The sequence below is a fragment of the Streptomyces sp. NBC_01294 genome (genome assembly GCF_035917235.1).
Taxonomy (GTDB): Bacteria; Actinomycetota; Actinomycetes; order Streptomycetales; family Streptomycetaceae; genus Streptomyces; species Streptomyces caledonius.
Genome location: NZ_CP108423.1, coordinates 4,486,827 through 4,512,574, shown reverse-complemented (window position 1 = coordinate 4,512,574; position 25,748 = coordinate 4,486,827). Strand labels below are relative to the sequence as shown.

Sequence of the window (25,748 nt, the reverse complement as noted above, 5' to 3'; positions counted from 1 at the left end):
AGCCGGAGGCGTTGCCGATGAGGAGGGGCCGGCGCGTCACCGCGAGGCCCCCGGGGCGCGGCCGGGTCCCGCCGGGCCCGCGAAGGCCTGGGCGATGTCGAGCCAGCGGTCCGCGTCGGGGCCGGCGGCGGTCAGGGCCAGGTCGGCGCGGTGGGCCCGCTGAGTGACCAGGAGGCAGAAGTCGAGCGCCGGGCCGGTGATCCTTTGCGGGGCGTCGGGCGGGCCGTAGGTCCACACCTGCGAGCCGTCGGGGGCGGTCAGTTCCACCCGGAACTCCTCGGCGGGCGCGGGCAGTCCGCGTACGGCGTAGGCGTAGTCGCGGGCCCGTACGCCGATCCGTGCCACGTGCCGCAGCCGCGCGGTCGGGGTGCGGCGCACGCCGAGTGCGTCGGCGACGTCCTGGCCGTGCGCCCAGGTCTCCATCAGCCGGGCACTGGCCATCGAGGCGGCCTTCATCGGCGGCCCGTACCAGGGGAAGCGGGTGTCGGGCGAGGCCGCGGCGAGTGCCTCGTCGAGGGCGCCGCGCGTGGCCCGCCAGCGGGCGAGCAGCTCGGCGGGCGGCAGCGCCGCGCCTTCCTCCGCGCCCTCGTCGACGAAGGAGTCGGGAGCTTTCAGGGCCTGCTCGACCATGCCGGCGAAGCCGGTGGCGTCGGTGAGGGAGAGCAGCGAGGCCCGGTCGGTCCAGTGCAGGTGGGCGATCTGGTGGGCGACGGTCCAGCCGGGCGCGGGGGTGGGTCCGGCCCAGTCGGAGGCCGTCAACTCACCTACCAGGGCTTCGAGTTCGCGGCCCTCCTCGCGCAGATCGGCAAAGACTGCGACGGCGTCGTCGACGGCGGACGGATCGGGCACGGTGCGCTCCCCTCTCGGCGTGAGGGGAACACTGGCAGCACCCGAGAAAACAATCAAGCGTGCTTGCATGATTTTCTCGGCATGCGGCACCTTCCCGCCACGCCCGTCAATCCGACGTACAAGAAGGGGAGTTGCCGTGGGGCGCGTCGGCCGCAGGTCCGGCCGCGCGGCGGCCACCGGGAACGGAGGGGGCGATTCAGGCCGTAAGCCGGAAACTCGCGATACGTCACCGGATGTCCCGTCGATACTGGGCGTTCCGTTCCGGGGCCCGCGAGCCGGCCCCGCGAGCCGGCCTCGCGAGCCGCAGCATCCGCCACGCTCACCACTCCCCACGTTCGTGTCACTCGACGAAGACGTAGACGACAACGACGCAGAGGATGGCCCGACGTGACTCCAGCCGCCCGAACCCCCTTCTCCCTCTATCCCGAACTCGACGCGACCGCCCTCGGCGCCTTCGTCACCGCCCTGGAGAGCGGCGACGTCACCGGCCTCGCCCCCGCCCGCGCCGCCGAGGTCGCCGAAGCCCGCTCCCTCGCCGTCTTCACCCGCGGCAAGGTGACCGGCGCCGACGGGGACCTGCTCGACGCCGCGCTCTGGCGGCACACCGGCGCCCAGCCGCGCCCGGTGGTGGTCATGCCCTCGCCCTGGACCAGCCTGGGCTGGCTCACGTACGCCGTCCAGGCCACCCGCTTCGCGGCCCGCGGCTACAACGTCCTGGCCTACTCCGCCCGCGGCTTCGCCGGCTCCGAGGGCCAGGTCGACGTGGCCGGGCCGCTCGACGTCGCCGACGGCAGCCGGGCCCTGGACCACATCATCGAGCGCAGCACCGGCCCCGTGACGAGGATCGGCTTCCTCGGGGACTCGTACGGCTCGGGCATCAGCCAGCTGGTCGCCGCGCACGACACCCGTGTCGACGCCGTGGTCGCGCTCAGCACCTGGGGCGACCTCGGGGAGGCCTTCCACGAGAACTCCACCCGCCACGTCGCGGCCGTACGGGCCCTGCTCGCGGCGGCCGCGAAGGCGCGGCTGAGCCCGCAGACCCAGAGCGTCTTCGACAACGTCCTCGCCGGCCGCGACATCCAGGGCACCTTGCGCTGGGCGGAGACCCGTTCGCCCTTCAGCCACATCAAGGAACTCAACCGCCGCCATGTGCCGGTGTTCTTCGCGCACGCCTGGCACGAGACGCTCTTCCCGGCCAACCAGACCCTGAAGATGTTCAACGAGCTGACCGGACCCAAGCGCCTCGCCGTCTCCATCGGCGACCACTCCGGCCCGGAGATGACCGGCATGCTCGGCCTGCCCAACCGGATCTGGAGCGACGCCCACCGCTGGTTCGACCACCACCTCAAGGGGACCGACAACGGCATCGGCGACGAGGGGCAGGTGCTCGGCGAGGTCATGTGGAGCAGGACCCTCGAACCCCGCCCCACCTGGCCCTCCCTCACCGAGCAGGTGCACCGGCTGCACCTGGCGGACGACGGGGAGCTCGGCGAGGAACCGCAGGCCGGCTGGACGGCGACCGTGCTGTGCGGGATGGACACCCCCGCGACCGTCGCCGACAAGATCGTCGAGTCGGGGTACGCGGAGATCGCCGGCCGCCCGAAGGTCTACCCGACCCAGGACATCGACCGCACCGTCGCCGCGGTGTGGACCGCGGACCCGGCCGCGGAGACCGTCCGGCTGCGCGGCATACCGCGGCTGCGCGTGACGTACCGGGCGGCGAACCCCGGGTCCACCTTCGTCGCGTACCTCTTCGACGTGGGGCCCGACGACGCGGCGCACCTCGTCACGCACGCCCCGTACAGCGATCTCGACTCACCGCCCGACAGCCTGATCAGCGCGGACATCGAGCTCCAGGCGACGGCGTACGACGTGCCGCGCGGCCACCGGCTGATGCTGGTGATCGACGCCCGCGACCCGTTCTACGGCGACGCCAACCTGCCGCGCGCGACGCTGGCGTTCACCTCGCCGGAGGCGACGCCGTCCTATCTGGACCTGCCGCTCGGATAGCGGGCGCACGACGGCCCGCCGCGCCTGGCCTCGCCTGGACGCCCCTGGACGCGCCTGACCTCGCCTGACCTCGCCGCACCAAGGAGCGCCGGAGAGCGCAGACTTGACGGCGGGGCCGGGTGCAGCGGGCACGCGGCCGGAGGAGTTCACGGGGGTACGTCGGTGGAGCTGAGCTCGGTGGTCATCGCGGTGGCGGGCGTCGCGGGAACCCTGGGAGGCGCGCTGCTCACCCAGCGCGGCTCCGAACGGGCGAAACGCCGGGAGATAGAACTGGTCCGCGGCCATGACGAGGTCCGCGAGAACCGCGCCCTGCGGCGCGCGTGCTACGCGGAACTCAACCGGGACGCCCGGCAGTTCACCACGGCGCTCAACCGCCACCTGCACGTCCTGCGGGAGCGCGGCGCGCACGACGCGGACGGCGAGGCGCTGGAGGAGGCGAAGAACGCCCACCGCGACCGGTATTCCGAGGCGCAGATGATCGCCCCCGACGGGGTGCTCGCGCGGGCGAAGGACGTCAACCGGGCCCTGACCGCGGTCTACGGCCAGGTCAAACGCCTCGAACGCGGCGCCCCCGAACCGGGCGAGACGATGGAGACGGCCGGCAGGGCCCAGCACGAGGTCTGGGCCCTGCTCGCCGCGATGAGGGCCGCCATGCGGGAGGACCTGGGTGTCTCCCGCACGGAGTGAGGGGCGCGGTCAGGTCGTGACGTAGGCCGCGAGGTGTTCGCCCGTGAGGGTGGAGCGGGTGGCGACGAGGTCGGCGGGGGTGCCCTCGAAGACGATCTTTCCGCCGTCGTGTCCGGCGCCGGGGCCGAGGTCGATGATCCAGTCCGCGTGCGCCATGACCGCCTGGTGGTGCTCGACGACGATGACCGACTTGCCGGATTCGACGAGCTGGTCCAGCAGGCCGAGCAGCTGCTCGACGTCGGCGAGGTGCAGGCCGTTGGTCGGCTCGTCGAGGACGTACACGCCGCCCTTGTCCGCCATGTGCGTGGCCAGCTTGAGGCGCTGGCGCTCGCCGCCGGACAGGGTGGTGAGCGGCTGGCCGAGGGTGAGGTAGCCGAGCCCCACGTCGGCGAGCCGGCGCAGGATGCGCTGCGCGGCCGGAGTCTGCGCCTCGCCCGCGGAGAAGAACTCCTCGGCCTCGGCCACCGGCATCGCGAGGACCTCGCTGATGTCGCGCCCGCCCAGGCGGTACTCCAGGACCGACGCGTCGAACCGCTTGCCCCCGCAGTCCTCGCAGGTCGTGGAGACGCCCGCCATCATCCCGAGGTCGGTGTAGATGACGCCCGCGCCGTTGCAGGTGGGGCAGGCGCCCTCGGAATTGGCGCTGAACAGCGCCGGCTTCACCCCGTTGACCTTCGCGAAGGCCTTGCGGATCGGGTCGAGCAGACCGGTGTACGTCGCCGGGTTGCTGCGGCGCGAACCCTTGATCGGGGTCTGGTCGACCGACACCACGCCCTCGCCGGAGGGGATCGACCCGTGGACGAGCGAGCTCTTGCCGGAGCCGGCCACGCCGGTGACGACGCACAGCACCCCGAGCGGGATGTCGACGTCGACGCCCCGCAGGTTGTTCGTCGTCGCGCCGCGGATCTCCAGCGTGCCGGTGGCGTCGCGCACCGTCTCCTTGACGGAGGCCCGGTCGTCGAAGTGGCGGCCGGTGACGGTGCCGCCGGCCCGCAGCTCCTCGACGGTCCCCTCGAAGCAGACGGTGCCGCCCGCGCTGCCGGCGCCGGGGCCGAGGTCGACGATGTGGTCGGCGATCGCGATCGTCTCCGGCTTGTGCTCCACGACGAGCACCGTGTTGCCCTTGTCACGCAGGCGCCGCAGCAGGCCGTTCATCCGCTGGATGTCGTGGGGGTGCAGACCCGCGGTGGGCTCGTCGAAGACGTAGGTGGTGTCGGTGAGCGAGGAGCCGAGGTGGCGGATCATCTTGACGCGCTGGGCCTCGCCGCCCGACAGCGTGCCCGACGGCCGGTCGAGCGCGAGGTAGCCGAGGCCGATCTCCACGAACGAGTCGAGGGTCTGCTGCAGCGCGGTGAGCAGCGGCGCCACCGAAGGCTCGTCGAGACCGCGGACCCAGGTCGCCAGATCGCTGATCTGCATCGCGCAGGCGTCGGCGATGCTGATCCGCTTGATCTTCGAGGAGCGGGCCCCCTCGCTGAGCCGGGTGCCCTCGCACTCGGGGCAGGTGGTGAAGGTGACCGCCCGCTCCACGAACGCCCGGATGTGCGGCTGCATCGCCTCCTTGTCCTTGGACAGGAACGACTTCTGGATCTTGGGGATCAGTCCTTCGTAGGTGAGGTTGACGCCGTTGACCTTCACCTTGACCGGCTCGCCGTAGAGGAAGGCCTGCAGCTCCTTCTTCGTGTACTTGCGGATCGGCTTGTCCGGGTCGACGAAGCCCGACTGGGCGTAGACCTGCACGGTCCACTGGCTGTCGGACTTCCAGCCGGGGATGGTGAACGCGCCCTCGGCGAGCGACTTGGAGTCGTCGTAGAGCTGGGTGAGGTCGATGTCGGAGACCGAGCCGCGGCCCTCGCAGCGCACGCACATGCCGCCGGTGCGGTTGAAGGTCGCCTTCACCGCCTTCTGCGACGCCCCGCGCTCGACGGTGATCGCGCCGCTCGCCCGGACCGAAGGGACGTTGAAGGCGTACGCGCTGGGCGGGCCGATGTGCGGCTTGCCGAGCCGGCTGAAGAGGATGCGCAGCATCGCGTTGGCGTCGGTGGCGGTGCCGACCGTGGAGCGGGGGTCGGCTCCCATCCGCTGCTGGTCGACGATGATCGCCGTCGTCAGCCCCTCCATGACGTCGACCTCGGGCCGGCCCAGCGTCGGCATGAAGCCCTGGACGAACGCGCTGTAGGTCTCGTTGATCAGCCGCTGCGACTCGGCGGCGATGGTGTCGAACACCAGCGAGCTCTTGCCCGAACCGGAGACCCCGGTGAACACCGTCAGCCGGCGCTTCGGGATCTCGATGCTGACGTCCTTGAGGTTGTTGACGCGCGCGCCGTGCACGCGGATCAGGTCGTGGGTGTCGGCAGCGTGCGGCTCGGGCGCCTGCGTGCCCGTCCTCTTGGCCTTGCTCATCGTGTCTCCATCTGTGGGGCGGTCCGCCTCGGCGCTCACCGCCGGCGTCGCCCGGATCGGTCCGGGCCGCCCCGAGCCGTACGTCTGATGTCTGGTGTCTGGTAGCTGGTGTCTGGTGTCTGGTTCGGATCGTCTGCGCGGGTGCGGTCGCAGCGGCGGCCCGGTCCACGTCCGTGGGCCGGGCCTCTGCCGCGCGCGGTGCCTACCGCTTGCGCGGCTGGTTGAAACGCAGCATGTTGCCCGCGGGGTCGCGGAAGGCGCAGTCGCGGACGCCGTAGGGCTGGTCGATCGGCTCCTGCAGCACCTCGCCGCCGGCGGCGCGGATGCGTTCGAAGGTGGCGTCGACGTCGTCGGTGGAGAAGATCACCCCGCGCAGCAGGCCCTTGGCCAGCAGTTCCGCCATCGCCTGACGGTCGGACGGCGAGGCGTTGGGGTCGGCGAGCGGCGGTTCGAGGACGATCTCGACGTCCGGCTGCCCCGGCGACCCCACGGTCACCCAGCGCATCCCCTCGAACCCGACGTCGTTGCGCACCTCCAGGCCGAGGACGTCGCGGTAGAAGGCGAGCGCCTTGTCATGGTCGTCGACTGCGATGAAGCACTGTGCGAGCTTGATGTTCATGCCTTCGACGCTACGAGGCGACGCCGGTTTCCGCTCCTCCGTTCCTGACCGGTCTGGTGAAGATCTTGGCGACGCACGCCGGTATCGCGGCGCCGGCGTCGTGGCGGCGGGCCCGGTAGACGCTGGGGCTCTCGCCGACGAGCTCGGTGAAGCGGGTGCTGAACGACCCCAGCGAGGTGCAGCCGACCGCGAAGCAGACGTCGGTCACGCTCATGTCGCCCCGGCGCAGCAGCGCCTTCGCCCGCTCGACGCGGCGGGTCATCAGGTAGCTGTACGGCGTCTCCCCGTAGGCGGCCCGGAAACTGCGGGAGAAGTGCCCGGGCGACATGAGGGCGACGCTCGCCAGCGCGGGAACGTTCAGGGGCTGTGCGTAGTCGCGGTCCATCACGTCCCGGGCACGGCGCAGCCGTACCAGGTCCTCCAAGGTCATGCGCCCAGCATCCCACGGCGTCCGGGCGTGCCCTGTGGGCCGGCCGCCCGCCGAGGCGTCGACGAACTCGACGACCCCGGCGGACCTCGACGACCTCGACGACCTCGACGACCTCGGCGGATCTCGGCGGGCGGCTCTCGCGGTCAGTCCGCGGGCCGGTCCGCCCGGCGGGCGCGCTGCGCCTCGCGGCTGACCGCCCAGCCGTCCGCGACCGGGCCCACGTGCCCGAGCTTGTCGGGGTTGGCCACCGAGCGGATCGCCTGGATCCGTCCGTCGAGGATGTCGAGCGCCAGGGTGTTGATGACCTTGCCGTCCCGGTCGCGGAAGACCGCACCCGGCTGCCCGTTGACCTCGTGCGGTTCCACCGCGCCGCCGATCCGGACGAACGGCGTGACGATCGCGGCCAGCAGCCGGGCCACCTTCTCGGCGCCGAAGACGCCCGTCCCCCACTGCGGGGCCTTGCCGCCGCTGTCCCCGACCATCGCCACATCCGCGGCGAGCAGCTCCCGCAGCCCGTCGACGTCCCCCTCGCTGAAGGCGTCGAAGAACCGTCCGGCGAGTTCCTCGCGCTCCCTGCGGTCCGCGTCGAACCGGGGCCGGCCCGCCTCCATGTGGCGCCGCGCCCGCACCGCGAGCTGGCGGCACGCCGCCTCCGTGCGGCCCACGGCCGACGCGACCTCGGGGAATCCGTACCCGAACACCTCGCGCAGCACGAAGACCGCCCGTTCGAGCGGGCTGAGCCGCTCCAGCAGCAACAGGGCCGCCATCGACACCGAGTCGGCCAGCTCCGCCGACCGCGCCGGGTCCTCGTAGGGGTCGGTCAGCAGCGGCTCGGGGAACCACGGCCCGACGTACTCCTCCCGCCGGACGCGGGCCGAGCGCAGCACGTCGATCGATATCCGGGTCACGACGGCCGAGAGGAACGCCTTGGTCGACGCCGGCTGCGTCGGGGTGCCCGCGAAGCGCAGCCAGGCCTCCTGGACCGCGTCCTCGGCCTCGCTCACGCTGCCCAGGATCCGGTACGCGATCGAGAACAGCAGCGGCCGCAGCTCCTCGAACTCCTCGGTCCGGGTCATGCCAGCTCCTCCTTGAATCCCTGGCGCCAGGACGGGTGGCGCAGCTCCCAGCCGAGTTCCCGCTTGGCCTTGGCGTTGGAGAAGCCGCGGCCCTCGGTCATCATCGTCACCGCCGCCTCCCGGGCCAGCAGCCGGGCCAGCCACGCCGGGACCCGCATCGGCCGCTTCGCCCCCGCGCACTCCGCGAGGTACGGCAACCACGCGCCGGCCGGCGCCGGTTCGTCGTCGACGATGTTGAACACGCCCTGGACCCGCTGCTCCACGGCCAGGACCGTGGCGCTCGCCGCGTCGTCGAGGTGCACCCACGAGAAGTGGCCGGCGCCGCCCCCGACCAGCGGGAACTGCCGCTTGCGCACGAGCTCGACCTGGTCGTCGGTGGCACCCGGCCCGTAGAGCCCGCCGTAGCGCAGGACCGCCCCACCGGCCTTGACGACGACGTCCTCCACGTACCGGACCGCCTCCGCCCCCTGCCGGGCGCCCGCCGGGCCCGGGTCCAGCGGGTCCTCCTCGGTCTTGACCCAACCGCCCTCGCGGATGCCGTTCCACGAGGCGTAGCCCTGCGCGACGACGTGGGACACGCCGGTCGCCCCGGCCGCGGCCAGCAGGTGGTCGGTGCCCTCGCGGCGCAGCCGGATCGTGGTGGCGAACCACCGGTCGGGGTGCTTCATGTCGGGCTTGCCCGCGTGCGCCGGGGAGATCGCGGTCATCTGGTGCACGATCGCGTCCGGCCGCGCCGCGGCCACCGCCTCACCGACCGCCATCGCGTCCAGCCCGTCCATCACGACGCCGTCCGCGCCCAGCTCGGCCAGCAGGCCCAGCTTGGCCGCGCTCGTCGTCGTGGCCGTCACCTGGTGCCCCCGTGCCACGAGCTGCGGCACCAGCCGCCGTCCCAGGACCCCGGTCCCACCCGCCACGAATACCCGCATGATCGTCACCTTCCCGTGTGCGGAGCGTGTCTCCGCACACGGGACGAGACAGCCCGGCCGTCTGTGACACGGCCGGGCAGGAAGTGACCGTGGCCGGGCAGGAAGCGACCGTGGCCGCCGTTGCGGGCGCTGTCAGCAGACCTGGCCCGGGCCCGCCTGGGCCGTCGCGCGCAGGAGGTCGCGGACCAGGGTGAAGTCCATGGTGTCCGGGCGGCGGAAGCGCAGGCAGGCCTTGCCCATGTCGTGGGCGGCCAGGCGGTCCGTGAAGGCGTCCCGTACGTCCGTGCGCATCAGGTAGAAGGAGATGTACTGCTTCTGGTTCGCCCAGGCGATCTCCCCCTCGGTCTCCCCCGGCCGCACGTACACGGGCATCCCGTACGCGATGGTCTCCTCGAAGCCCGTCAGTTCCGCGAGGCACAGCTCCCGCAGTCGGACGAGGGCCGGGCGGCGGGCCTCGGGGACCCCGGCCAGGTAGGTGACGACGTCCATCAGGGGGCCTGCTTCCGGATCTGGGAACGGACCGCGCCCATGCTGGCCGCGATCACGAGGGCGATGGCCAGGGCGTCCAGTGCGGACATGGCCTGGTTCAGGACGAGGAAGCCCGCGGTGGCGGCGATGGCCGGCTCCAGGCTCATCAGGATCGCGAAGGTCGGGGCCGGCATCCGCCGCAGGGCGAGCATTTCCAGCGTGTAGGGCAGCACGGAGGACAGTACGGCGACCCCGAGGCCCAGCGCGAGGGTGCTCGGCACCAGCAGGTCCGAGCCGGCCTCGATGACGCCGAGCGGCAGCGAGAGGACCGCGGCCACCGCCATCGCCAGGGCCAGGCCGTCGGCCTGCGGGAAGCGGCGGCCGGTGCGCGCGCTGAAGACGATGTACGCCGCCCACATCGCGCCCGCCCCGAGTGCGAAGGCCGCGCCCAGCGGGTCGAGGGAGCCGAAACCGAGGCCGCCCCCGCCGTGCCCGGAGAGCAGGACCACGCCGCCGAGGGCGAGGCCGGCCCAGAGCACGTTCACCAGGCGCCGGGAGACGATGACGGACAGGGCGAGCGGCCCGAGGACCTCCAGGGTGACGGCCGGACCGAGCGGGATCCGGTCGATGGCCTGGTAGAAGAGCCCGTTCATCCCGGCGAGGGCGACGCCGAAGGCGAGCACCGTGCCCCAGTCGGAGCGGGAGTAGCCGCGGACCGTGGGGCGGCACAGGAGCAGCAGCACGAGCGCGGCGGCCGCGAGGCGCAGCGTGACGACGCCCGCCGCGCCGGCCCTCGGCATGATCATGACCGCGAGGGCGGCGCCGAACTGCACCGAGATCCCCGCCGAGATCACCAGCGCGACCGGACCGAGGCCGCGGCCGCGGTCCTGGGCGGGCGGCGGGGCCGACGCGGAAGCCGACGCGGAAGCCGGGGCGGAAGCCGGGGCGGAAGCCGGGGCGGAGGCCGGGGCAGCGCCGGATGTGGCGTCGCGGCCGCCGGTGGCGGCGGCCGGAGCGGGGGACGAGGAGGGGGCGGGCATATATCCAGATTAAGGGGTTCGTAAGGAGTGTTGCCGCAGGTCTTGCCTTACAGGCCCTCGGCCAGGAGTTCCGCCAGGTGGCGGGCCCGGACTCCGCCCAGCTGGGCGATCTGGGTCCGGCACGAGAATCCGTCCGCCTGGACCAGGGCGTCCGGCCCGGCCGCGCGCAGGGACGGGAGCAGCTGCTCCTCCGCGCAGGCCACCGAGACCTCGTGATGGCCCGGCTCGAAGCCGAAGTTCCCCGCCAGGCCGCAGCAGCCGCCGCTGAGCTCGCCCATGAGACCGGCGCGCTCGCGCAGCCGCCGGTCCGCCGCGTCGCCGAGGACCGCGTGCTGGTGGCAGTGGGTCTGGCCGGCCACCGCCCGGTCGAGGCGGGGTGGCTGCCAGGCGGGGGCGTACTCCTCCAGGGTCTCGGCGAAGGTGCGGACGGCTGCCGCGAGGCGGGCCGCGCGGGGGTCGTCGGGGAGGAGGGCGGGGAGGTCCGTGCGGAGGGCCGCGGCGCAGCTGGGTTCGAGGACGAGGACGGGCGTGCGGAGGTCTCCGACGGTGTTCAGGGTGCGGTGGAGGACCGTGCGGGCGCGGTCCAGGCGGCCGGTGGAGAGGTAGGTCAGGCCGCAGCAGACCTTGCCCCGGCCCCCGCGGGGGACGTCGACGGTCAGGCCGGCCGCCCGGAGCACGCGGACCGCTGCGCGGGCGGTCTCGGGGGCGAGGTACTCCGTGAAGGTGTCCGGCCAGAGGGTGACGGTGGGGGTGGCCGTGGGGGTGGTGCCCTGCGGGCCGCTTCCGGGCTCTGCCCGGACCCGCGCCTCAAACGCCGGCGAGGCTGAAATATGCCCGGGCCCCGCGGCAGGGTGCGGCGAAGCTGAAATATGCCCGGGCCCGGCGCCAAGGTGCGGCGAAGCTGAAATATGCCCGGGCCCGGCGCCAAGGTGCGGCGAGGCTGAAATATGCCCCGGCCCGGCGCCAAGGTGCGGCGGCGCGCCGTGGGTCTGCCACCAGCGGGTGAACGTTTGTGGGGCCAGGGGTGGGAGGGGGCGTTCGCGGGTCAGGCCCGGGAGGGGGAGGTGGCGGGACGCCGCGTTGACCGGCCGGGTCATCCGCAGCGCGGCGATCAGGCGCAGCCAGTCCGGCAGGCCGCCCAGGGTGTAGTGGGCGAGCGGGCGGATGCGGCCCGCCCAGTGGCGGTGCAGGAACTCCGACTTGTACGAGGCCATGTCCACGCCCACCGGGCAGTCGCTGCGACACCCCTTGCAGCCCAGGCACAGGTCCAGCGCCTCGGCGACCTCCTTCGAGCGCCAGCCGTCCCGCACGATCTCGCCCGCCAGCATCTCGTGCAGCAGCCGGGCCCGGCCGCGCGTGGAGTGCTGTTCCTCCCCCGTGACCCGGTACGACGGGCACATCACCCCCGGCCCGCCGCTCCCGCCCGCGCCCGTAGCCCCGTCCACGGACCGGCATTTCGCGACGCCGACGCACCGCGCGACCTCGCCCGCGAAGGTGGTGGCCGGCAGCACCGCGAAGCGGAGGTTCTCGTCCAGCCGGGCCGGCCGGACGAGCATCCCCGGGTTCATGCCGCCCGCCGGGTCCCACACGTCCTTGTACGCGCCGAAGAGCCGGATCACCTGCGGCCCGTACATCTTCGGCAGCAGCTCGGCCCGCGCCTGGCCGTCGCCGTGCTCCCCCGACAGGGACCCGCCGTGCGCCACGACCAGGTCGGCCAGGTCGGCGGAGAAGGTGCGGAAGCGGGCCACGCCGTCCGCCGAGACGAGGTCGAAGTCGATCCGTACGTGGACGCATCCCTCGCCGAAGTGCCCGTACGGCGTCCCGTGCAGCCCGTGCTGCGCCAGCAGCGCGCGGAACTCCCGCAGGTACGCGCCCAGCCGGGCCGGCGGCACCGCGCAGTCCTCCCATCCCGGCCAGGCCATCCCCCCTCCCGGCATCCGGGTCGCCGTGCCCGCCGCGTCCTCGCGGATCCGCCACAGCGCCCGCTGCGCCTCCGGGTCCGTGACCACCACCGCGTCGAGCGCGTCGGCGGCCCGTACGAGCGACCGCGCGCCGCCCTCGTCGCGCATCTCCACAAACAGCCAGGCCCGGCCGCGCGGCAGCCCGGCGCGGGCGGCCGCGTCCCCGACCAGGTCCTCGGCCATCCCCTCCACGGTCAGCGGCCTGTACGGCAGCAGGCCCGCGGCCGCGTCCGCCGCCACGCCCTCGTCCGCGTACCCGAGCACGGCCAGGGCCGGTGCGCGCGGCAGCTCCACCAGGCGCACCACCGCCTCCGTCACCACCCCGAGCGTGCCCTCGCTGCCGCAGAACGCCCGTGCCAGCTGCACCCCGCGCTCGGGCAGCAGCGCGTCCAGGCCGCCGTAGCCCGAGATGCGCCGCGAGAAGTCGGGCGGCATCCCGGTCCGCAGCAGGCCCAGGTGCCCGGCGACCAGTTCGGGCAGGCCCGCGGGGGCGCCCGCCCAGCCGGTGGAGATCCGGTGCGAGGTGCCCCCGTACGCGGTCACCGCCAGCTCGGCCACGTTGTCCGCGGTGGTGCCCCAGGCCACCGAGTGGGCTCCGCACGCGTTGTTGCCGATCATGCCGCCGAGGGTGCAGCGGGAGTGCGTGGAGGGGTCCGGTCCGAAGGTCAGGCCGTACGGGCGCACCGCGTCCCGCAGCCGGTCGAGGACCAGCCCCGGCTGTACGACGGCGGTGCGGGCGGCCGGGTCCACGGACACCAGGGCGTTCATGTGCCGGGTGAGGTCGAGGACGACCCCGGTCCCGGTGGCCTGCCCGGCGATGGAGGTGCCGCCGCCGCGCGGGACGACCGGGACGCCGGCCTCGGCGCACACGCGCAGCGCGGCCGCCACGTCCTCGGCGTCGCGCGGGGCGACCACGCCCACGGGGACGCGGCGGTAGTTCGAGGCGTCCATGGTCACGAGGGCCCGCGCCGCGGCGCTGAAGTCCACCGCCCCGCGCAGCTCCGCCCGCAATGTCCGCTCGACTTCCCCGGGTGACGTCACGGCGCCCAGCCTGCCACCGTTCCGGTGCGTCTCATCGGGTGGACGCGCTTCCAAGGCGCGGACCTGGACCCGATACGCTCCGCTCGTGGCTGAGATCCAGATTCCCGCTGACATCAAGCCCGCCGACGGACGCTTCGGCGCGGGCCCCTCCAAGGTGCGGACCGAGGCGCTGGACGCCCTCGCCGCCACCGGTACCTCCCTGCTCGGAACCTCACACCGCCAGGCTCCGGTCAAGAACCTGGTCGGCTCGGTCCGCCAGGGCATCCGGGACCTCTTCTCCCTCCCCGAGGGCTACGAGGTGATCCTGGGCAACGGCGGCTCCACCGCCTTCTGGGACATCGCGACCGCCGGTCTGATCGAGCGGAAGTCCCAGCACCTCACCTTCGGCGAGTTCTCCTCGAAGTTCGCCAAGGCCGCGAAGCTCGCGCCGTGGCTGGACGAGCCGTCCGTGATCTCCTCCGAGCCGGGCACGCACCCCGAGCCGGTGGCCGAGGCGGGCGTGGACGTGTACGCGTACACCCACAACGAGACCTCGACGGGTGTCGCGGCGCCCGTCAAGCGCGTCGCGGGCGCGGACGCGGGGTCCCTCGTTCTGGTGGACGCGACCTCGGGCGCCGGCGGTCTGCCGGTGGACATCACCGAGACCGACGTCTACTACTTCGCCCCGCAGAAGTCCTTCGCCTCGGACGGCGGCCTGTGGCTGGCGGCGTTCTCCCCGGCGGCCCTGGAGCGCGCCGCGCGCGTGCACGCCTCCGGCAGCCGGCACATCCCGGAGTTCTTCTCGCTGCCGACGGCGATCGACAACTCGCTGAAGAACCAGACGTACAACACCCCGGCGCTGTCCACCCTCTTCCTGCTGGACCAGCAGCTGGAGTGGATGAACAGCCAGGGCGGTCTGGAGTTCACCACCGGCCGTACGGCGGCCAGCGCGCGCAACCTGTACGGCTGGGCGGAGGCGTCCAAGTACGCGACCCCGTTCGTCGTGGACGCCGACAAGCGCTCCGCCGTCATCGGCACGATCGACTTCTCGGACGACATCGACGCGGCGGCCGTCGCCAAGGTGCTGCGCGCCAACGGGATCGTGGACACCGAGCCGTACCGCAAGCTCGGCCGCAACCAGCTGCGCATCGCGATGTTCCCGGCGATCGACCCGGCGGACGTGCAGGCGCTGACCGCCTGCATCGACTACGTGATCGAGAAGCTCTAAGGACCGGCCGCGGAGCCCCCGGTGACCTCGTGTCGCCGGGGGCTCCGTCGTGTTCGCCCACCTCACGGGGAGGGTGTGGTCCCGTACGCGCTACCTTGCAGGAGTCCGGGTACGGCAATTCTTGGAGGCAGCGGCGTGAGCGTGCGAGTGACGGCGGCCCAGAGCGGTGTGGACCCCTTCGGCACGGCCCGGCTGCGGCGCGGGGTGCTCGACGCCTGGGGTGCGGGACCGGCCCGTTTCCGCGAGGACGCCAACGCCGAGGAGGACCTCGCGCTCGGCGGCTACCGGGACCGGCTCGTCGTCGAGCTGGCGCAGAACGCCGCCGACGCCGCGGCCCGGGCCAAGGTGCCCGGCCGGCTGCGGCTCACCCTGCACGAGGGCGAGAACGGGCACGCGCTGCTGGCCGTCGCCAACACCGGTGCCCCGCTGGACGCGACGGGCGTGGAGTCGCTGAGCACCCTGCGCGCCTCCGCCAAGCGGGAGTCCGCCGGCGACAGCGTCGGCCGCTTCGGCGTCGGCTTCGCGGCCGTCCTCGCCGTCACCGACGAGCCCGCGGTGCTCGGCCGGCACGGCGGTGTCCGCTGGTCCCTGGCCGAGGCCCGCGAGCTGGCCCGGGAGGCCGCCGTCGGCAGCCCCGGCCTCGGCGACGAGCTGCGCCGCCGCGACGGGCACGTCCCGCTGCTGCGGCTCCCGTTGCCCGCCGAGGGCACCGCGCCCGAGGGCTACGACACCGTCGTGGTCCTCCCGCTGCGCGACGCCGCCGCCGAGGATCTGGCGGAGCGGCTGCTGGCGGCCATCGACGACGCGCTGCTGCTCACCCTGCCGGGGCTGCGGGAGGTCGTCGTGGAGACCCAGGCCGGGGGCACCCGCACGCTGCAGCGCCGCGAGGAGGGCCCGTACACCGTCATCGAGGACACCACGGCGGCCGGCACGGGCACGAACCGCTGGCGCACCGTGCGCCACGGCGGCCCCATCGAGCGGGCGCTGCTCGCCGACCGGCCCGTGGAGGAGCGGCTGCGTCCCGCCTGGGCGGTGTCCTGGGCCGTGCCCGTCGACGCCGAGGGCGCGCCGATGCGCCCGGTCACCGCGCCGGTCGTGCACGCGCCGACGCCGACCGACGAGCCGCTGGGCATCCCCGCGCTGCTCATCGCGACCCTGCCGCTGGACACCACCCGCCGGCACCCCGCACCCGGACCGCTGACCGACTTCCTCGTGGAGCGCGCGGCCGACGCGTACGCCGAACTCCTCGGCGCCTGGGACCCGGTGACCACCGCCCTCGTGGACCTGGTCCCCGGCCCGCTCGGCAAGGGCGAGCTGGACGGGGCCCTGCGCGGCGCGATCCTGCGGCGGCTCCCCCGTACGGCCTTCCTCGAACCGGCCGCGCCGCCCGAGCACGCGGAGGAGCGCAGCGCCCTGCGCCCCTTCGAGGCCGAGGTGGTGGAGGGCGCGGGGACCGACACCGTACGCGTCCTCGCCGAGGTCCTGCCGACGCTGCTGCCGGCGGGCCTGGAGCGCCGCGCCGAGCTGCGCACCCTGGGCGTGGGCCGGCTCCCGCTGGGCGACGCCATCGAGCGGATCGCGGGCATCGAGCGGACCCCCGACTGGTGGCACCGCCTCTACGACTCCCTCGCCGGCGTGGACCCCGACCGGCTGTCCGGGCTGCCCGTGCCGCTCGCCGACGGCCGTACCGCGATCGGCCCGCGGCACATCCTGCTGCCCTCCGTGGAGACGCCCGCGGACCTGGCCCGCCTGGGGCTCAAGGTGGCCCACCCGGACGCGGCCCACCCGCTGCTGGAGAAGCTCGGCGCACTGCCGGCCACGGCGCGGGCCGTCCTGACGACCCCGCAGGTGCGGGCCGCCGTCGCCGGCTCCCTCGACGCCGGGGAGATCTGGGACGAGGACGCGGACGCCCTGGACGCCGACGAGCTGGCCGAGGTGGTCCTCGGGCTGGTCCGGGACGCGGACCTGGCGCCGGGCGACGAGCCGTGGCTGGGTGCGCTGGCCCTCCCGGACGAGGACGGGGAACTGACCCCGGCGGGCGAACTGCTGCTGCCGGGCTCGCCGCTCGCCTCGGTCATCCGCGAGGACGAGGTCCCGTACGTGGACGTCGACCTGGCGCAGCGGTGGGGCGAGGGCCCGCTGACCGCCTGCGGGGTGCTGGCGACCTTCCAGCTGGTGCGAGCCACCGACGTGGTCCTGGACCCGGACGAACTGGAGCCCCGCGAGGGGGACTTCGCCGAGCCCGACGACGCGGGGCTGCTGGACGCGGTCGACGTGTGGTGCGAGGACGTGCTGGACCAGCTGCCGGACACCCCCGTCCCGCCGGTGGCGACCGAGCTGGTCGCCGTCCGCGACCTCGACCTGGTCGACGACGACTGCTGGCCGCAGGCCCTGGCGATGCTCGCGCAGCCGCCGCTGCGAGACGCGCTGACCCAGCCCGTGCGCATCCTGCTGCCGGACGGCACCACGCAGTCGGTGCGCCCGTACACCGCCTGGTGGCTGCGCGACCACCCGGTGCTCGACGGCCGCCGCCCGGCGGGTCTGCGCGCGGCGGGCGGCGACCCGCTGCTGGCGGGCCTGTACACCTCGGCGGACGCCACGGGCTTTGAGGACGAGCAGGTCCTGCGGGCCCTGGGCGTACGGACCACCGTGCCGGCCCTGCTGGACGAGCCCGGCGGCGCGGCCGAGCTGCTGGGCCGTCTCGCGGACCCGGAGCGCGAGGTGACGGGCCGCCAGCTGCACGGCCTGTACGGCGCGCTGGCCGATCTGGACCCGGAGCAGGTCACGCTCCCGGACGAGCTGCGCGCGGTGGTGGACGGCGAGGTCCTCGTGGTGGACGCGGCCGACGCCGTGATCGCGGACGCCCCGGACCTGCTGCCCCTGACGGCGGGGCTGCCGCTGCTGCCGGTCCCCCCGTCCCGTGCGGCGGACCTCGCGGAGCTGCTGCAGGTGCGCCGGCTCTCGGAGACGGTCCCGGCGGAGGTGACGACGCCGGGCGAGGAGCACGAGGTCCCGGAGTCGGTGCGCGCCCTGCTGGGCCCGGCCACGCCGGCGACGTACGTCGAGCACGAGGAGCTGGTCGCGGGCGGCACCGAGCTCGACTGGCGCCGCACCCCCGACGGCACCCTCCACGCATCCACGCTGGAGGGCGTGGCGGCCGGCCTCGCCTGGTCGGCGGGCCAGTGGCCGCGCCGCTTCGAGGTGGCGGCCCTGCTGGAGGACCCGTCCCGCACGGCGGAACTGGCGCGGGACCGCTGGTTCGACTAGGAGGCGTCCGAGGGCGTGGCGTCCAGCGGGAGCAGGGCCGGGCGCTTCGCGGTGCGGCCGTCTCCGGAGGAGCGGCCGCGCAGGCGGCGGCCCAGCCAGGGGCCGAGGAACGCGGCCGCCCAGCGCAGTTCGGCCGCCAGGGCCGAACCGCCCGTGGCGGCTGCCCGCGGCGGCAGCGCGTGGGTCCAGCTGTCGTCGCTGCCGGGCAGGCCGATGGCGTGGGCGAGGGCCGCGGCGATCCGTTCGTGGCCGAGAGAGCTGGCGTGGAGCCGGTCCTCGGTCCACATCCGGGGGTCGGCGACGGCGGCCGGCCGGGCGGTCTCGGCGACCGTGACCCCGTGCCGGGCGGCCGCGGCGCGGATCCGGTCGTTGAGGTCGGCGATGCGGGCCCCGACGGGCCGGGCCAGGGGCACCACCTTGCCCAGGTCGGGGAAGGTCACGGTCACCACGTGCGCCCCGGCGGCCGTGAGCGCGGCGAACATCTCCTCCAGGTGCCCGGCGACCTCCTCTGCGTCGAACCGCGGCCGGAGCATGTCGTTGACCCCGGCGACGACGGTGGCCACGTCGGGGCGCAGGGCCAGGGCGGGGCCCAGCTGTTCGGCGCGGACCTGGCCGGCGAGCCGTCCCCGGACGGCCAGATTGGCGTACTGGAGGCCGGGGTTGACGGCCGCGAGGTGCCCGGCGAACCGGTCGGCGAAGCCGCGCAGGCCCACCGTGTCGTCCCCGTCTCCGAGGCCCTCGGTCTGGCTGTCTCCCAGCGCGACGTAGCGCAGGTACTCACCGTTCGGCACGGTTCTTCTGCCTTTCCCTGAGGATCGCCGCGCTCCGGCGGCACCAGTCCCGGTGACCCTGCTCGAAGGCCAGGCCGCGCAGGCAGGTCAGGTACCCGCCGATCCGCTCGCCCCGGAGCAGGAACTCGTCCTCGTCCAGGTCGCCGCGCATCTTGCGCGCCACCTTGCCGAGGAGTTCGATCTTGGCGTCGGCGGCGGACGCCCGTTCTTCGAGCTGTTCGATCACCGACGCGGTGCCGATCCGGTCGGCGGTCTGGACCTTGACCAGGAGGTCGTCACGGATGACCAGGGGCTTGGACGCGGCCGCCGCGAAGGCCTCCAGCTCGTCGCGTCCGGCGTCGGTGACCTGGAACAGGCGCTTGTTGGGCCGCCCCTCCTGGACCACCTGGCGGCCCTCGACCAGCCCTTCCTTCTCCAGCTTGGCCAGCTCGGCGTACAGCTGCTGGGGGGAGGCGTGCCAGAAGTTGGCGACGCCGATGCCGAAGGACTTCGCCAGTTCGTATCCGCTGTACTCGGCGTCCAGCAGCGCCGCCAGTACGGCATGTCGCAAGGCCATTGCGGCAGCCCCTTCCCTTTGCCCGTCCGTCCCTGCATCCTACTCATGAATATGACTAGTCAATTCCTTGAGTATGAGGAGGGGCCGTGGAGCCTGTCATGGGAACCGCCGAACGCTTCCGCACCGCCGTGGAGAAGCGCGATCTCTCCGCACTGGAGGACCTGTTCACCGAGGACATCCGGCTCTACAGCCCGGTGAAGTTCACCCCGTTCGAGGGCAGGCCCATGGTCCTGGGGCTCTTCGGGGTCCTGCTGCGCGTCTTCGAGGACCTGCGCTACATCGGACGCTTCGAGGGCGCGGCCGAGACCAGCACCGACGGCGAGCAGGCCCCGGCGGTGATCCTGCCCTTCCGGGCCACCGTGGACGGCAAGCAGATCCACGGCATCGACCAGCTCCAGTTCGACGAGACGGGCCGGGTCAAGGAGTTCACGGTCATGGTCCGCCCCCAGTCCGCCGTCCACGCCCTGGGCCAGGCGGTCCTCGCCGGCCTGGTCGCCGACGGCCTCGCCTAGTACTCGGCCCCGTCCAGGCCGCTTCTTTTGGATCAGGCCGGTGATCCCGCGGCGTCCGGTGCCGTGCACCGCAAGGCAAAGGGTCGTACTTCGCGCCGGACGGCGAGCGGCACGGCGTCGGGGTCCAGGCCTGCGGGGGCGCTACTGGAGCCAGCCGCGCTGGGCCGCCTTCAGCCCGGCCTCGAACCGGCTCGATGCGTCCAGGCGTTCCATGAGCCCCGCCATCTGCCGCCGCACACTGCGGGCCGAGATGCCGAGCCGCCGCCCCGCGACCTCGTCGGTGAGGCCGGACGCGAGCAGCGTGAGCAGTTCCTGCTCGGACGTACTGAGACCGGTGCGGGCGTCCTTGGAGCGGTCGGCACCGAGCGGGACCGCGGAGTGCCACGTCTGCTCGAACAGGGCGACCAGGGAGGCGACGACCCCGGCTTCGCTGATGCAGATCGCGCCGCGCTTCGTGTCGGCCGGGTCGATCGGCACGACGGCGACCCGGCGGTCGAAGACGAGCATGCGCGGCGGGAGCGTCGGACAGGTGCGCACCATGCCGCCGCGCCCGGTCATCCACCGCGCGTACGCGAGGGTGGCGGGGTCGTACCGCACACTGTCCTGGTAGAGCGTCAGCATGGAGATTCCCCTGCCCAGGGCCGCATCGTCCAGGGGTCTGGAGGCATCGAGGCTGGCCTGCGACTGGGCTCCGCCGGGCATCACCGCGAGGCACTCGCCGGACATCTCCCGCGCGAGGCCCTCCAGTCGCGCCTGGATGGCGTCGAGGCCGACCAGGCGCTCGCTGGTCGCGGTCCGGGTGGCCGGCCGGAGGTCGGCGTACTCGGCGATCGCCCGCGCGGCGGCGGCCTTGCCGAGTTCGAGGTCCTGCCGCCGGCGCAGGAGCTCCTCCTCCTGGCGTCGCAGGAGCAGATCCAGGCCGAGCTCAGGGCTGACCGGCCGCATCTCGCCCATGACGTCCCGGGAGGCGCGCAGCAGCCTGAGGTCGGCGAGCTTGTCCAGGGCGTCGCGCACCGTGCTCTCCGGTACGCCCAGTTGGTCGCAGAGATCCTGCACGCCGCCCTCCGGATGGGCAAGCATCGCCCGGTACACAGCTTCCACCCCGCGGTCCAGCCCCAATACGTCCAGCATCCGCCCAGCCCCCCAGCCATGCGACGATTACAATCGCCACGAGCCTACGGTCCGCCCCGCAGGGCGCCAAACAGCCTGACGACTTCCGGCCAGTAAATGTCCCAACCCGCTCGTAACGGGCGACAGATGGTTCCGCTAGTAAAATCGCCAACAAGGTTGGGGGTATCGTGTTTTCCCGACGGATGGGAGCTGGCTGGGATGAGCACAGGAGCAGATGGAGGCCGTGAGCACCCGGCACCGCTGCCCGACCGCGCTCACAAGATCTCCGAGCGGCTCGACGGGCTGATCGTCCAGGAGACCGCCCGGGCGGGAGGGAAGGCACCCGCCTACCGGGAGCTGGCCGACCGGGTCAACCGGATCGCCGGACGCAGCGTCATCTCCCGGGACACGATCCGCAATCTGCACCAGGCCACCACGCAGAAGGGCCAGTCCCCGAACCCCACCGTGGAGACCCTGGACTGGCTGGGCCTCGCGTTCGGGATCCGCTGCGGGGCGACCTACTTCCTCGACGACGCCAAGGCCGCTGTCGTGGACGAACAACTGCTCGCCCTGGACGCGTTGGCGAACATCCGCGCGGCCACCGGGAACGCCGGCGTCATCGGGCTCGCTCAACGCGCCTCGGGTCTGTCCGACAACAGCCTCCACATGCTGGCCGCGCTCGCGGACCGGCTGAGCGCACTGGAGGCGGAGGCGGCCGGGGACGGCGGCGCCACCGCCCGCACATCCCAAGACGGCTGCTGAGAAAGATCGTTAGTAGTCTGAGGGCGTCGCACGGACCGCCGACCTACTGCTGACCGAAGGATTCGCTGCCGCCATGCCTGTACCGCGGGGTCTGCGAAGACGGTGCGAGGGCATCCTGGCCGAGATCGAGCTGCCCGACCCGTTCACGGTCGACTCCTTCCGGGACGCGCTGGCCCGTCACCGCGGACGTCCGATCGTGATGGAGCCGCTGCCCGAGCTCGGGTTCGCCTCACCGTGCGGGGCGTGGATCGCCCTGCCCAGCCTGGACGTCATCTTCTACGAGCAGAAGACCAGTCCGGCCCACCAGGATCTGATCAAGCTCCACGAACTCGGCCACGTCCTGTGCGGCCACACCCACAACGTCGAACTGGCCCAGCTCGCGCGGGCACTTTCCGAGCTGACCCCGGACCTCGTCGTCCGGACGCTCGGCGCTGCACGCACCAACTTCGCCTCCGTCGAGGAACAGGAGGCGGAGATGATCGCCGTGCTCCTGGCCGACCTCGCCGGTGCCGACCAGGTCGGCACCCCTTCCTCGCGCCGGCTGGCCACCAGCCTCGCCCACCCGGTACGCCGTCTGCGCCGCTGGCGGGGCAACTGATGTACTCGATCTACCAGTTCACCCTGCCCGCCCTCATGTGGACGATGGTGATCTGGCGCGCGCCCTCCGCCTTCGGCGGCACGCGCGCCTCCCGGTTCCTGTGGGGCTTCCTCGCCGCGGTCGCCGTGGCGCTGACGACCAGGCCGCCCGAGGTGGTTCACCTCATCCGGAGCCTCACCGGGGCGCCCGACCTGTCCGTGCTGATCAAACACCTCGCCGGGCTGGCGTCGAACTACTGCGTCGTGGAATACGTGATCGCGGTCCACGGCCGCGGACCGCGACGGGCGGCGGCCGCGCGGCTGCGCCTCGTCTTCGTGATGGCCGCCGCACTGGCCCTCACGGTGCTGTTCGTCTTCTTCTTCGAGCACGACCCCGGCGCTCCGGCGACCCGGGTGACCGACGCCCACCTCGGCGACCCGGCGGTGCGCCTGTACGAGGGCATCGTCTACGTCTACCTCGGTATCGCCACAGCCCTGTCGGCGAAGCTCTTCTGGTCGAACCGCCGCAGCGTGCCGGCGGGTCTCCTGCGCGCCGGAGTCGTGTGCCTGGCCGGAGGCGGCGCGATGGGCTTCGTCTACACCCTGTACCGGGTGGTGTTCCTCGCCCGCCAGGAGAGCCGGCCGGACGTCCCGGGGCGCGGGACCCCCGATGCCCTCTCCGAGATCCTTCCGGTGATATCCCTCCTCCTCATCGTCGTGGGCCTGGGCCTGCCGCCGCTGAGGACCCTCGTCCGCCACGTCGGTGACCAGTACGCGCTGTGGCGGCTGCATCCGCTGTGGTCGGACCTGCTCCACGCCGTCCCGTCCGTGGCGTTCGGACCGCGCATGGGCCGGACGCGCGATCTGTTCGTCGCCGGCGACCGGACGCTCGACGTGGCCCACAGGGCCTTCGAGATCCGCGATGCCTGCCTCGTCCTTCGAGACCGGTCCGCGGCGACCGGGGCGGAGCGCCCCGCGGAGGCGCCCGACGAGGCTCCCGTCGGGGGCGGTGTGCCGACCGCCCGGGCGGAGGCGGAGTGGCTGTTCTCGATGCTCCACCAGGAGCCGGACGACGGCCGGGCCGCCGCGCCGCCCCCGGCGGACAGCAGGACGCCCGCCGAGGAGGTCGCATGGCTGCTCAAGGTCGCCGCGGCCTACGGGCAGTTGCCCCGCGGGGGTGCCACGGCGATGCCGCGGCCGGCCGGGGTCGGTGGCCGGCCGCAGGGCGGCCGACCCTCGTCCGGGCACGGACAGGAGCACGGGCGCAAAGGCGGCCAGGAGGTCCGGTAGGGGCCATCGCCGCAGGTCGGCAGGGTTCGCGTCCTGATGCGGCCAGTCCTAATGCTGACGTCCGGATCGGCTTCCCGGGGGTCGCCGGGGTCGGCAGGATAGTGCTCACCGGGAAGGCGGGGGAGGCAACTCCCGGCCGGAACCGGGGGCAACGGCGCCGACGCCGGGTCCCGAACTTCCTGCTCACGCCGCCACTGGGGGAAACAGCCATGTCCACGACCGCCCGCCTGCTCACCGCCGTACTCGTCACCTCGGTCCTGTCCGGTGTGGCGGCCCCCGTCGCGTCGGCCGCCCAGGCAGCGACGAACCCGACGGGGATCGGCTGGGACGTGATCCCGGCCCACGCGACGGTGTCCGTGTCCGCGGCGGGCGCGTCGGACAACGGCATCGGCTGGGACTGACCCCGCGGTGTTGCCCGTCCATCTCACCTTGATGCCGACGGGAGGAGCCCCGCCAACCGACAGTCAGGCACACGCCCTGGTCGACGCCCTGTGGGCCCACGCCACACCCGAGTGCGGCATGGAACACATCCGGGCGCGCACGGGCCCGGACGGCATCGGGATCGTCCTCTTCATCCGCGCCCCCAGCACCGGCATCGCACAGGCCAAGGCCGGCCGCCTCGTCACCGACACGCTCGCCTCGGGCGGCACCGGCACGCACGGCTACTCCGTCACGCTCCACCGCTGAGCGAGGCCCCGCACACAGCGGTCCGCCCGCCCCACGAAGGCCGGCCTGCTTTTCTCCCGCTTCCTTCCTCAGCTCTTCCAACGGCGCCCAGGCCCATCGGCCGGCCCGTCGATCAGCCATGCCTTCCAGGAGACTTCATGCCCAGCAAGTCCAACGTGGCCCGCGCCACCGGCACCATCGTGGCCCTCTCCATCGCCACGGCCGTCCTCGCTTCCGCACCCGTCCACGCCAACGCCGCTCAGGTGGACTCGCCGTCCGCCGCCGCGGCGGCCGCGGCCACCGCGGACGTCGAGCGTCCGCAGGGCAAGCCGGAGCCCCTCAAGACCGAGGGGGCCGGCAAGAGCACCTTCTCCGGAGCGGCAGCCGCGCAGAGCGCCGCCGCCGCGCCGATCACTCGCAGCGCGGTCATCGCCCGGGCCAAGACCTGGGTCGACGCCAAGGTCCCGTACAGCATGAGCAACTACCGCGACGGCTACCGCACCGACTGCTCCGGCCTGGTCTCCATGGCCTGGAACCTCGGCACCAGCGCCTGGACCGGCAACCTCGACACCTTCGCGGACCGCATATCGAAGGACGAGCTGCGCAAGGGAGACATGCTGCTCTTCCACAACCCCTCCAACCCGGAGCGCGGTTCGCACGTCACCATCTTCGAGCAGTGGACCGACTCTTCCCACACGTCCTACATCGGCATCGAGCAGACACCTCCGCACGCCGTGCGCCGTGTCATCCCCTACGCCTACTTCAACAACGCCAGCTCCTACATCCCCTACCGCTACAAGAACATCATCGAGGACTCAAAGCCGACGAATGCGGGTGTGTACCGGTCGGACGAGGCGAAGTTCTATGTGGCGGACCGCAGTGGCGGTCTGTACGGATGGGCCGGTTTCGGGGTACCGGGTGACAAGCCGTTGACGGGTGACTGGAACGGGGACGGCCAGGACACGTTCGGTGTCTACCGACCCGAGGACCAGACGTTTCATCTGAGCAATGACAACGGCACCGTTGCGATATCGGCGATGTACGGGAACCCCGGGGACATTCCGCTGATGGGCGACTGGGACGGGAACGGCACGGACACGATCGGCGTGTACCACCCGGCGGATCAGACGTTCTACCTGAGCAACGACAACCGTGTCGCCGCCTATGCCGTGAAGATGGGCGTCGAGGGTGACACCCCGATGACCGGTGACTGGAACGGCGACGGCAAGGACACCATCGGCGTCTACCGCGGTTCCGACCAGACGTTCTACCTGACGGACTCCCAGACGAGTGCGCCGGTGGACCACCAGATCAAGTTCGGAAACCCGGGCGACACCCCGATCAAGGGTGACTGGAACGGCGACGGCACGGACAAGATCGGCGTCTACCGGGCCTCCGAATCCGACTTCTTCGGTGCCGCCAAGGACTCCGACACGGTCATCTACTCCGTCCGCTTCGGGGTTCCCGGCGACACCCCCCTCACCGGCCAGTGGTGACGGGC

Annotated in this window: 23 protein-coding genes; 11 read left to right on the top strand and 12 right to left on the bottom strand. The window is 73.1% G+C overall.

What is annotated here, in order from left to right:
• Positions 1-36 precede the first annotated feature (36 nt).
• Entirely contained in the window at positions 37-849 is an 813-nt protein-coding gene (locus OG534_RS20505) for a TIGR03084 family metal-binding protein (protein WP_326589614.1), read from the bottom strand.
• 387 nt (positions 850-1,236) lie between these two features.
• Between OG534_RS20505 and OG534_RS20500 the strand changes: the two genes are divergently transcribed.
• A complete protein-coding gene (locus OG534_RS20500) occupies positions 1,237-2,859 on the top strand; it encodes a CocE/NonD family hydrolase (protein WP_326589612.1) in 1,623 nt (540 codons plus the stop codon).
• A 162-nt stretch (positions 2,860-3,021) separates the two neighbouring features.
• Positions 3,022-3,546, top strand: a complete 525-nt coding sequence (locus OG534_RS20495; RefSeq protein ID WP_326589611.1) for a hypothetical protein — start codon at positions 3,022-3,024, stop codon at positions 3,544-3,546.
• Positions 3,547-3,555: 9 nt separating this feature from the next.
• Here OG534_RS20495 and OG534_RS20490 read toward each other — a convergent pair whose 3' ends face one another.
• The 8 genes from OG534_RS20490 to OG534_RS20455 form a co-directional block, all read right to left on the bottom strand.
• Complete coding sequence (locus tag OG534_RS20490; RefSeq protein ID WP_326589609.1) at positions 3,556-5,949, bottom strand: excinuclease ABC subunit UvrA; 2,394 nt, start codon at positions 5,947-5,949, stop codon at positions 3,556-3,558.
• 202 nt (positions 5,950-6,151) lie between these two features.
• Entirely contained in the window at positions 6,152-6,568 is a 417-nt protein-coding gene (locus OG534_RS20485; RefSeq protein ID WP_326589607.1) for a VOC family protein, read from the bottom strand.
• A 10-nt stretch (positions 6,569-6,578) separates the two neighbouring features.
• Positions 6,579-6,998: a helix-turn-helix transcriptional regulator gene (locus tag OG534_RS20480; RefSeq protein ID WP_326589606.1), complete on the bottom strand. Its 420-nt coding sequence runs from the start codon at positions 6,996-6,998 to the stop codon at positions 6,579-6,581.
• A gap of 143 nt (positions 6,999-7,141) precedes the next feature.
• The gene (locus tag OG534_RS20475; protein WP_326589604.1) at positions 7,142-8,074 is read right to left on the bottom strand and encodes an RNA polymerase sigma-70 factor; all 933 of its coding nucleotides are present in this window, start codon (positions 8,072-8,074) and stop codon (positions 7,142-7,144) included.
• Positions 8,071-9,000: an NAD-dependent epimerase/dehydratase family protein gene (locus tag OG534_RS20470; protein ID WP_326589602.1), complete on the bottom strand. Its 930-nt coding sequence runs from the start codon at positions 8,998-9,000 to the stop codon at positions 8,071-8,073. Before OG534_RS20470 ends, OG534_RS20475 begins: the two co-directional genes overlap by 4 nt.
• A 132-nt stretch (positions 9,001-9,132) precedes the next feature.
• Positions 9,133-9,489: a DUF1801 domain-containing protein gene (locus OG534_RS20465; protein WP_326589600.1), complete on the bottom strand. Its 357-nt coding sequence runs from the start codon at positions 9,487-9,489 to the stop codon at positions 9,133-9,135.
• Positions 9,489-10,508: an EamA family transporter gene (locus tag OG534_RS20460; RefSeq protein WP_326589599.1), complete on the bottom strand. Its 1,020-nt coding sequence runs from the start codon at positions 10,506-10,508 to the stop codon at positions 9,489-9,491. The genes OG534_RS20465 and OG534_RS20460 overlap by 1 nt, the downstream gene beginning before the upstream one ends.
• Positions 10,509-10,555: 47 nt before the next feature.
• Positions 10,556-13,420, bottom strand: coding sequence for an FAD-binding and (Fe-S)-binding domain-containing protein (locus OG534_RS20455; RefSeq protein WP_326593725.1), 2,865 nt, complete (start codon positions 13,418-13,420; stop codon positions 10,556-10,558).
• A gap of 175 nt (positions 13,421-13,595) precedes the next feature.
• Between OG534_RS20455 and serC the strand changes: the two genes are divergently transcribed.
• Positions 13,596-14,717: a phosphoserine transaminase gene (serC, locus tag OG534_RS20450; RefSeq protein WP_326589598.1), complete on the top strand. Its 1,122-nt coding sequence runs from the start codon at positions 13,596-13,598 to the stop codon at positions 14,715-14,717.
• 135 nt (positions 14,718-14,852) lie between these two features.
• Positions 14,853-17,984, top strand: coding sequence for a sacsin N-terminal ATP-binding-like domain-containing protein (locus OG534_RS20445; protein WP_326589597.1), 3,132 nt, complete (start codon positions 14,853-14,855; stop codon positions 17,982-17,984).
• Here the strand turns inward: OG534_RS20445 and OG534_RS20440 are convergent.
• A complete protein-coding gene (locus OG534_RS20440; protein WP_326589596.1) occupies positions 17,981-18,775 on the bottom strand; it encodes an SGNH/GDSL hydrolase family protein in 795 nt (264 codons plus the stop codon). The two genes, OG534_RS20445 and OG534_RS20440, sit on opposite strands and share 4 nt — an antisense overlap.
• On the bottom strand, positions 18,762-19,331 hold the full coding sequence (locus OG534_RS20435) for a PadR family transcriptional regulator (RefSeq protein ID WP_326589595.1): 570 nt from the start codon (positions 19,329-19,331) through the stop codon (positions 18,762-18,764). The genes OG534_RS20440 and OG534_RS20435 overlap by 14 nt, the downstream gene beginning before the upstream one ends.
• Positions 19,332-19,429: 98 nt before the next feature.
• On the opposite strand from OG534_RS20435, the gene OG534_RS20430 reads away from it, so the two are divergent.
• The gene (locus OG534_RS20430) at positions 19,430-19,843 is read left to right on the top strand and encodes a nuclear transport factor 2 family protein (protein ID WP_326589593.1); all 414 of its coding nucleotides are present in this window, start codon (positions 19,430-19,432) and stop codon (positions 19,841-19,843) included.
• 141 nt (positions 19,844-19,984) lie between these two features.
• Here the strand turns inward: OG534_RS20430 and OG534_RS20425 are convergent, their stop codons facing one another.
• Positions 19,985-20,974 carry a helix-turn-helix transcriptional regulator gene (locus tag OG534_RS20425; protein WP_326589592.1) on the bottom strand — a complete coding sequence of 330 codons (990 nt, stop codon included), beginning with the start codon at positions 20,972-20,974 and terminating at the stop codon, positions 19,985-19,987.
• A gap of 198 nt (positions 20,975-21,172) precedes the next feature.
• On the opposite strand from OG534_RS20425, the gene OG534_RS20420 reads away from it, so the two are divergent.
• The 6 genes from OG534_RS20420 (at position 21,173) to OG534_RS20395 (ending at position 25,743) form a co-directional block, all read left to right on the top strand.
• The gene (locus OG534_RS20420) at positions 21,173-21,715 is read left to right on the top strand and encodes a hypothetical protein (RefSeq protein WP_326589590.1); all 543 of its coding nucleotides are present in this window, start codon (positions 21,173-21,175) and stop codon (positions 21,713-21,715) included.
• Positions 21,716-21,788: 73 nt separating this feature from the next.
• Positions 21,789-22,313 (top strand): hypothetical protein, encoded by a 525-nt coding sequence (locus OG534_RS20415; RefSeq protein ID WP_326589588.1) that lies wholly within the window; start codon positions 21,789-21,791, stop codon positions 22,311-22,313.
• Positions 22,313-23,581 carry an MAB_1171c family putative transporter gene (locus OG534_RS20410; protein WP_326589585.1) on the top strand — a complete coding sequence of 423 codons (1,269 nt, stop codon included), beginning with the start codon at positions 22,313-22,315 and terminating at the stop codon, positions 23,579-23,581. Before OG534_RS20415 ends, OG534_RS20410 begins: the two co-directional genes overlap by 1 nt.
• A gap of 209 nt (positions 23,582-23,790) precedes the next feature.
• Complete coding sequence (locus tag OG534_RS20405) at positions 23,791-23,982, top strand: hypothetical protein (protein WP_326589583.1); 192 nt, start codon at positions 23,791-23,793, stop codon at positions 23,980-23,982.
• 31 nt (positions 23,983-24,013) lie between these two features.
• A complete protein-coding gene (locus OG534_RS20400) occupies positions 24,014-24,268 on the top strand; it encodes a hypothetical protein (RefSeq protein WP_326589581.1) in 255 nt (84 codons plus the stop codon).
• A gap of 137 nt (positions 24,269-24,405) precedes the next feature.
• Positions 24,406-25,743 (top strand): NlpC/P60 family protein, encoded by a 1,338-nt coding sequence (locus tag OG534_RS20395; protein ID WP_326589580.1) that lies wholly within the window; start codon positions 24,406-24,408, stop codon positions 25,741-25,743.
• Positions 25,744-25,748: the final 5 nt, after the last annotated feature.

Excerpts from the sequence above, each read along its gene's own strand:
- OG534_RS20490 (WP_326589609.1), bottom strand. The coding sequence starts at position 5,949 with ATGAGCAAGGCCAAGAGGACGGGCACGCAGGCGCCCGAGCCGCACGCT.
- OG534_RS20485 (WP_326589607.1), bottom strand. The coding sequence starts at position 6,568 with ATGAACATCAAGCTCGCACAGTGCTTCATCGCAGTCGACGACCATGAC.
- OG534_RS20480 (WP_326589606.1), bottom strand. The coding sequence starts at position 6,998 with ATGACCTTGGAGGACCTGGTACGGCTGCGCCGTGCCCGGGACGTGATG.
- OG534_RS20475 (WP_326589604.1), bottom strand. The coding sequence starts at position 8,074 with ATGACCCGGACCGAGGAGTTCGAGGAGCTGCGGCCGCTGCTGTTCTCG.
- OG534_RS20470 (WP_326589602.1), bottom strand. The coding sequence starts at position 9,000 with ATGCGGGTATTCGTGGCGGGTGGGACCGGGGTCCTGGGACGGCGGCTG.
- OG534_RS20465 (WP_326589600.1), bottom strand. The coding sequence starts at position 9,489 with ATGGACGTCGTCACCTACCTGGCCGGGGTCCCCGAGGCCCGCCGCCCG.
- OG534_RS20460 (WP_326589599.1), bottom strand. The coding sequence starts at position 10,508 with ATGCCCGCCCCCTCCTCGTCCCCCGCTCCGGCCGCCGCCACCGGCGGC.
- OG534_RS20455 (WP_326593725.1), bottom strand. The coding sequence starts at position 13,420 with ATGGACGCCTCGAACTACCGCCGCGTCCCCGTGGGCGTGGTCGCCCCG.
- OG534_RS20435 (WP_326589595.1), bottom strand. The coding sequence starts at position 19,331 with ATGGCCTTGCGACATGCCGTACTGGCGGCGCTGCTGGACGCCGAGTAC.
- OG534_RS20430 (WP_326589593.1), top strand. The coding sequence starts at position 19,430 with ATGGGAACCGCCGAACGCTTCCGCACCGCCGTGGAGAAGCGCGATCTC.
- OG534_RS20425 (WP_326589592.1), bottom strand. The coding sequence starts at position 20,974 with ATGCTGGACGTATTGGGGCTGGACCGCGGGGTGGAAGCTGTGTACCGG.
- OG534_RS20420 (WP_326589590.1), top strand. The coding sequence starts at position 21,173 with ATGAGCACAGGAGCAGATGGAGGCCGTGAGCACCCGGCACCGCTGCCC.
- OG534_RS20415 (WP_326589588.1), top strand. The coding sequence starts at position 21,789 with ATGCCTGTACCGCGGGGTCTGCGAAGACGGTGCGAGGGCATCCTGGCC.
- OG534_RS20410 (WP_326589585.1), top strand. The coding sequence starts at position 22,313 with ATGTACTCGATCTACCAGTTCACCCTGCCCGCCCTCATGTGGACGATG.
- OG534_RS20405 (WP_326589583.1), top strand. The coding sequence starts at position 23,791 with ATGTCCACGACCGCCCGCCTGCTCACCGCCGTACTCGTCACCTCGGTC.
- OG534_RS20400 (WP_326589581.1), top strand. The coding sequence starts at position 24,014 with ATGCCGACGGGAGGAGCCCCGCCAACCGACAGTCAGGCACACGCCCTG.
- OG534_RS20395 (WP_326589580.1), top strand. The coding sequence starts at position 24,406 with ATGCCCAGCAAGTCCAACGTGGCCCGCGCCACCGGCACCATCGTGGCC.